This is a genomic window from Planomonospora algeriensis (assembly GCF_977012225.1).
Genome location: NZ_CDRNDK010000356.1, coordinates 1 through 6622 on the forward strand (window position 1 = coordinate 1; position 6622 = coordinate 6622).

Consider the following 6622-nt stretch of genomic DNA (forward strand, 5'->3'; position numbering starts at 1 on the left):
CCCGGCGCCGGAGGCGGGCGGCGTGGCGGCGTCCGGCCCGCAGCGCGAGCTCGGTCTCCGGCCCGCCGGTCAGGATCTCGTCACGCAGGCGCGGAGCACCGCCAGGTCCGGGTCGGCGGGCAGATCGACCAGGGAGCAGCGCAGCTCCGGGTGCTCGTAGGGGACCACCCGGCCGAGCCCCCACACGGCCGTCTGGCCGGGATCGACGTCCTCGGTCCCCTCCGGCGCCTGCGCGGCGGAGGTGACCAGCCAGAGCCGGGGCGCGGGCTGCGCGCCGTCGGCGGCGAGCGCCTTGACCAGGTTGAGCACGCCGAAGCAGCCGTCCACGGCTCCGTCCTCTACCCCGGCGCCGGAGCCGTCACCGGACGCCGAGCCGGTGCCGGTTCCGGCGGTTCCGGTGGCGGACAGGTGGACGACGGCCCGGGGCGGCCACGCCCCGGCCCCGATCTGCTCCTTGATCAGTTTCCTCCAGTCGTCCTCCGAGCCGGGGTCCAGCACGCGGTGCTCGGCGTCGATCCACCGGTAGCCGTCACCCGGCCGGACCAGCACCGCCTGCCCGCCCCGCTCGGCGAGCAGGGCGCACAGCCTCGATCCCGCCGGGGAGTCGCTCACGACCAGCCAGTTCCCCGGCTCGCCGCCCGCCTCCGGCGCGGGGGTCGTCAGCGCCTCCAGCTCCTGCCAGTGCGTGCCGTACAGCAGCCTGCGCGCCTTGCGCTCGACGACCTCCGGCAGGTCGGACGCCAGCCTCCTGAGCCGGAACCCGGTCACGGAGACGAGCGGGCGGCCCGCGTCGTCGGTGACCAGGACGTCACCCTCGACCAGGTCCCGCTCGCCTTCCGGCGAGGTGCGCACGGCGCGGGAGAACAGGCGGCGGCCTGCCTCCGGCCGGGCGTGGAACCGGCACACCCCGGTGCGCACGCAGATAGGTGTCCTGTTCGGCGCCGGCGGTGTCGAGCAGTGTCATCAGCGGCTGGAGCGCCGAGTCCAGCAGCGCCGGGTGGAGCAGGTAGCGCTGAAGTCCCGCGGCGACGCCCTCGTGCACGGTCAGTTCCGCGAGCACGGCCCCGTCGCCCCGGTGGAGCGCCGCGACGCCCTGGAAGGCTCCGGACTGCTCGATGCCGCGCCGCCGCGAGGCGGCGTAGTGCTCGGCCACGTCGAGCCGCTCGGGGTAGGCGGACAGGTCGGAGACGTCGATGCCCTCCCCCCGCCCGCCTCGTCCGCCGCGAGGGGGCGGAGCAGCGCGGTGGCGACCCGCGCCCATTCGGCCCGCGTCCATTCGGCCGGCGCTCCGGAGGGGGCCGGCTCGGCGGTGAAGAGCGTCCAGCGGCGGCTCCCGTCCCCGTCCGCCTCGTCCAGGGCGGCCTGGACGCGCTGGGGCGCTCCGGGGGTCAGGAACAGGGCGCGCTCCATCCTCAGCTCCTCCACCTGGAAGGGCTCGCCCGCATACGCCTCCAGGCCGCAGGCCAGCGCCAGCTCGTGGTAGGCCGCACCGGGCAGGACCGGCATCTCGTGCACCCGGTGGTCGAGCAGGTACGGCAGGCGGTCGAGGTCGAGGTCGAAGTCCCACACGAGCCGGTCGCCGGGGGCCAGGCGCAGCGCCTCACCGGCGATCGGGTGGCCGGCGCCGTACGCGGGGGCCGCCCGGCGCGCTTCCGCCCGGCCTGCTCCGCCCGACCCGGCGTCCTCCAGTACCGCTCGTGCTGCCAGGGGTAGGAGGGCAGCGCGACCCGGACCTGCCCGGCCTCCGCGCCGCGGTGCGGGCCGTACGGCTGCATCCGGCCGAAGTCCACCGCGCGGCCGGCGGCGTACAGCTCGGCCACCGCCTCGCGCACGGCGGCCGGGCCGGGCGTCTCGCGGGTCAGGGCGGTGACGGCCATCCCGGCGGCACCGGTGTGGCGCAGGTTCTCCCGCACCGCGCGGGCCAGCAGCGGATTGGGGCTGAACTCGACGAAGGTGTCGAACCCGGCCTCGGCCAGGCTCTGCACGGCGTCGGCGAACAGCACGGGCAGGCGCAGGTTGTCGGTCCAGTACTCCGCGCCCATCTCCGAGCCCCGCTGGAAGCGCCCGGTGACCGTGGACCACATCGGGACGGTGCCGTCCTGCGGGCGCAGCGGCGCCAGGAGCTCCAGGAGCGGCCCGCGCAGCGGGTCCATCTGCGGGCTGTGCGAGGCGATGTCCACCTGCACCCGCCGCCCGAAGACGCCCTCGTCCTCCAGATCGCGCAGGACGGCGTCGATCGCCTCCGGGTCCCCAGCGAGCACGCACGAGGCCGGGCGTTGTGCACCGCCAGCGCCACCCGGGCCGCCGGCGGCCGCCGCCAGCTCCCCGGCGCGCGCGGCGGTCAGCTCGACGGCGGCCATCGCCCCGCGCCCGCTGGCGGTGCGGATGATCCGGCTGCGGCCGCAGATGATCCGCACCGCGTCGTCGAGGCTCAGGATCCCGGCGACGTGCGCCGCGGCGACCTCGCCCATCGAGTGCCCGACCACCGCGTCGGGCTCGAAGCCCCAGGAGCGCCAGAGGCGGGCGAGCGCCACCTGGACCGCGAAGATCACCGGCTGGGCGACGTCGATCCGCGAGAGCCGCGACTCCTCCGGGTCCGCGGTGAGCTCGCCGGTCAGCGACCAGTCGGCGTCCGGCAGCGCCCGCTTCATGGCCAGATCGCACTCGGCGACCCCCGCGGCGAAGACCGGCTCGGCGGCGAGCAGGTCGCGGCCCATCCCGGCCCACTGCGCCCCCTGGCCGGGGAAGACCCACGTGGTCCGGTGCCCCCGCTCGGACTCCTCGGCCTCCCCGCTGCAGGTCCCGTCGGGCCGGCCGCCCTCCGCGAAGGCGCCCAGCCTCGCGGCGGCCTCCTCACGGGTGCCCGCGACCACCGCGAGCCGGAAGTCGTGGTGGCTGCGCCGCACGCCCGCCGCGGCGGCCACCCGGTGCAGCGGCGTCTCCGCCGAGACGAGCAGGTCGCGGTAGCGTCCCGCGAGCTCGGCCAGCGCCTTCGGGGTGCGCGCGGAGACCGGCAGCAGCACCGGCCGGCCGCCGAGGCCGGCGGCCTCCCCCGGCTCCTCGTCCCCGTCCCCGGGCTGCGGGGCGGGTGGCTCCTCGACCACGATGTGCACGTTGGTCCCGGTGATGCCGAAGCTGCTCACCCCGGCCCGCCGGGGGCCGTCCTGCTCCGGCCACTCCTGGTCCCGGTCGCAGACCCGCACGGCCGTCCGGTCCCACGGGATCGCCGGGCTGGGGGTGGAGAAGTTGAGGCTCGCGGGCAGCCGGCCGTACTTGACGCAGAGCACGGCCTTGATCAGGCCGGTGACGCCGGCCGCGCCCTCGGTGTGGCCGAGGTTGGTCTTCACCGAGCCCACCAGGAGCGGCCGGTCGGCCGGGCGGCCGCGGCCGAGGACCGCGTCCAGTGCGGCGATCTCGACGGGGTCGCCGGCGCTGGTCCCGGTCCCGTGGGCCTCCACGTAGGCGACGCTGCGCGGGTCCACCCCGGCGTCGCGGTAGGCCGCCTCCAAGCCCGCCGCCTGGCCGGCGACCTGCGGCGCCATGAAGCTCTCGCCGTGCCCGTCGTTGCTCGCGGCTCCGCCGCGGATCAGCGCGTGGATGCGGTCGCCGTCGGCCAGCGCCCGGGAGAGGGTCTTCAGCACGACGATGCCCACGCCCTCGCTGCGGACGTAGCCGTCGGCGCGGGCGTCGAAGGTCTTGCACCGCCCGTCGGGGGCCATCATCGAGCCCTGGGAGAACCCGATCGCGTGGTCGGGGGTGAGGATGGCGTTCACCCCGCCGGCGAAGGCCAGATCGCACGAGCCGGCGCGCAGCGACTCCACGGCCAGCTTGACGGCGACCAGGGAGGAGGAGCAGGCGGCGTCGAGCGCCACGCTCATGCCGGTCAGGTTCAGCGCGTAGGAGATCCGGCCGGCGTTGCCGCCGCGGGTGCTGCCCGCGACCGTGTGCACGTCCAGTTCGTCGACGATCCCGGACTGGCGGTCCCAGTAGTCGCTGGTGATCACCCCCATGAACACCGACCCAGTCAGGCCCGGCATCTGCTCCAGGGTGAGGCCGGCGTCCTCGAACGCCTCCCAGGCCGTCTCCATCGTCAGGCGGTGCTGCGGGTCCATGGCGGCGGCCTCGCGCGGCGAGATGCCGAAGAACTCCGCGTCGAACTCGTCGATGCCCGTGACGAACCCGCCGTAGCGGGACGACAGCTTCCCGGGCGTGCCGGGCACGGGGTGGAAGACCTCCTCGACCGGGAAGCGGTCGGCGGGGATCTCGGAGATCGTGCTCTCCCCCCGGCGGAGCAGGTCCCACAGCACCTCCGGCGAACGGGCCCCGGGCAGCCGGCACGCCATGCCGACCACGGCGATCGGCTCGGAGCCGGAGCGGCCGCCATCGAACGAGTTCATCTGATCCCCTTGCATATCTTTCGTTCCTTCTTGCGTCTTCTGTCACGTTGCCAGCCCGGCATTGCGGGAGACTTGGGGACGATTGCGGACGACTTGGGATCTGGAGTCATCCGACTTGGAACCACCGGGCGGAGACCGTACGCCTCCCCGCCGCGACCCCGCGGGCTTGAACGCCGATGGCGGAGCTGACGGTCTCGATGGAGATCCCCCGCCGCGCGCCCGCGGGCTTGAACCTGCCGCGGCGGGAGGTCGTAGCGCGAGCCGCATGATCGGGAGAGACGACGCCGGGCGCAGATGGAGCATCGGCGAGGTCGCGCGGGCGAGCGGGATGACCGTGCGCGCGGCGTGATCGAGCCGCCCGTGAAACGCAGGGACGGCGGTTTCTCCGTACCGGACCTCCAGAATCCCGGCTCATTCGCCCGTCGCTCCGCGTCCCGGGCGCCCCCGCGCCGCCGGGTTTCCCGGCAGAAACATCAAATGTCGATCCGGTGAGAAGCGGACGAAACACAACGGCGGGTGCACCGGAACTCACCGGTCACCGTTCAGTGCGCCGAGTGGCCAAACCGGACCTTGATGAACCTCTGGAAGGTGAATATTTCTCGCGTGGCGGCGGAACATCCCTCCCGGAGCCTGTCCGAGCACGCGGAAAGCCCGGACCCGTCCATCCGATCAGGCCATTCTTCACACAGTGGCGACACAATCACACAGCGAGTGATCGGGGCCGAACCGTGCACAAAACCCGCGCTTGCCCTGCATGATGATGCATGATGCACTGTCATCGGCTGTCACCGCACATGGAATGACACTCCGAGCAAGAGCGCATACTGCCGGTCGAGAAATATGACAAGCGGTGGAGAATCACATGACAGCGTGCTAGCGTTTATCGCCGATTCCATTATGAGTCGCGTCCGGAATTGACAGGACCATCGGTCGAATCGGTTCGGGGAGCATCCACTGCCGCGCGTCGTCCTGCGGCCGGGGATTCGGCCCCGCCGTCCGGCAGGCTCCGGCACGCGCCCGGCCCCTCAGCTCAAGGACTCTCATGATCGAACACGTCGTGGCAGAGGTGCTGCTGAGCAGCGGTCTGGCCGCCGCCTGCGGAGCCCTGGTCGTGCGGACCCGGGGCAGGGACGCCGCGGTCCGGGCCCGGCACGCCGCCGAGGACGAGGTGGTGAAGGCCAGGATCGAGGCGGCGCGGGATCTGGAGAAGGCCCAGCTGCTCTTCGCCCAGGACACCGAGGAGCTGCGCCGGCAGATCACCGTGAACGCCGAGTGGTACCAGACCGCGCTGGAGGAGACCCGGCATCTGGCCGGGCAGCGGCTGCCGGCGCTGCTGGACGCCGAGACCCGCTCCGGCTCGGACGCGGTCGTCCCCGGCCTCCTGCACCCCCTGCTGAAGGGCACCCCGTTCGAGGAGCTCCACCAGGCGATCGAAGACCTGGTGCGCGAGGCGCTGCAGAGCGCCCGGGCCGGCGTCGGCCGGGCGGCCCGCGCCGGCGTCCGCGGCATGGCCGACGAGGCGCAGGCCTTCCTGACCCGGCTCCAGATCAAGATCGACGAGGAGCTGGACAGGCATCCGGCCGCGAGCGCCTACCACCAGAGCCTCATCGACATCGACCACGTCGCGACCCGGAGCCTGCACACGGTCCAGCGCCTGCGCATCCTGACCGGGTCGTGGCCGGGGACGCAGCGGGCCGACTGCACCTTCCGCGAGATCGTGGAGAGCGCCCGCGGCCGCATCGGCCCCTACGACCGCGTCGACCACACCTACCTGCCGGAGGTCGGCGAGCTCTTCGTCGAGGGCCGGGTGGTCGAGCCGATCGTCGTCGCCCTGACCGAGCTGCTGGCCAACGCGACCGACTACTCCAGCGACCCGGTGAGCGTCTACGTGCAGCGGGTGCAGGCCGGCTACCGCATCGTGGTGGAGGACACCGGCCTGGGCATGAACCATTTCCAGCGGGCCGCCGCCGAGCGGCTGCTCTCGCACCGTGCGGTCTTCGACGTCACCACCCTGGAGGACGAGCGCAAGCTCGGGTTCGCCGTCATCGGGCGGCTCACCCGCGACTACGGGTTCCGCGTCGATGTGAGCGCTCCCTCGGCGAGCGGCGGCGTCAAGGCCGTGCTCGTGGTGCCCGACGGCCTCATGAGCCGATCCGCCGTGCAGGCCGGGGCCCGGCCCGCCTCCCGGGAGGCTCCCGCCGTACCGCCCGCCGGGAGCCTCGGCG

Annotated in this window: 3 protein-coding genes and 2 pseudogenes; 1 reads left to right on the forward strand and 4 read right to left on the reverse strand. The window is 73.8% G+C overall.

The features are described 5' to 3' along the window. Positions 1 to 69: 69 nt before the first annotated feature. The 4 genes and pseudogenes from ACWJ6R_RS27245 to ACWJ6R_RS27260 all read right to left on the reverse strand — a co-directional run. Positions 70 to 852, reverse strand: a complete 783-nt coding sequence (locus ACWJ6R_RS27245) for a KR prefix domain-containing protein (RefSeq protein ID WP_449064971.1) — start codon at positions 850 to 852, stop codon at positions 70 to 72. Beyond that, positions 809 to 1276, reverse strand: a complete 468-nt coding sequence (locus tag ACWJ6R_RS27250; RefSeq protein WP_449064972.1) for a polyketide synthase dehydratase domain-containing protein — start codon at positions 1274 to 1276, stop codon at positions 809 to 811. Before ACWJ6R_RS27250 ends, ACWJ6R_RS27245 begins: the two co-directional genes overlap by 44 nt. Positions 1277 to 1368: 92 nt before the next feature. Next, positions 1369 to 1569 (reverse strand): annotated as a pseudogene (locus ACWJ6R_RS27255) (hypothetical protein); the annotation flags it as partial. 290 nt (positions 1570 to 1859) lie between these two features. Further along, a pseudogene (locus tag ACWJ6R_RS27260) lies at positions 1860 to 4412 on the reverse strand (type I polyketide synthase); the annotation flags it as partial. A 1027-nt stretch (positions 4413 to 5439) separates the two neighbouring features. Here ACWJ6R_RS27260 and ACWJ6R_RS27265 point away from each other — a divergent pair. Continuing rightward, on the forward strand, positions 5440 to 6622 hold a 1183-nt coding region (locus tag ACWJ6R_RS27265; RefSeq protein ID WP_449064973.1), incomplete at its 3' end, for an ATP-binding protein.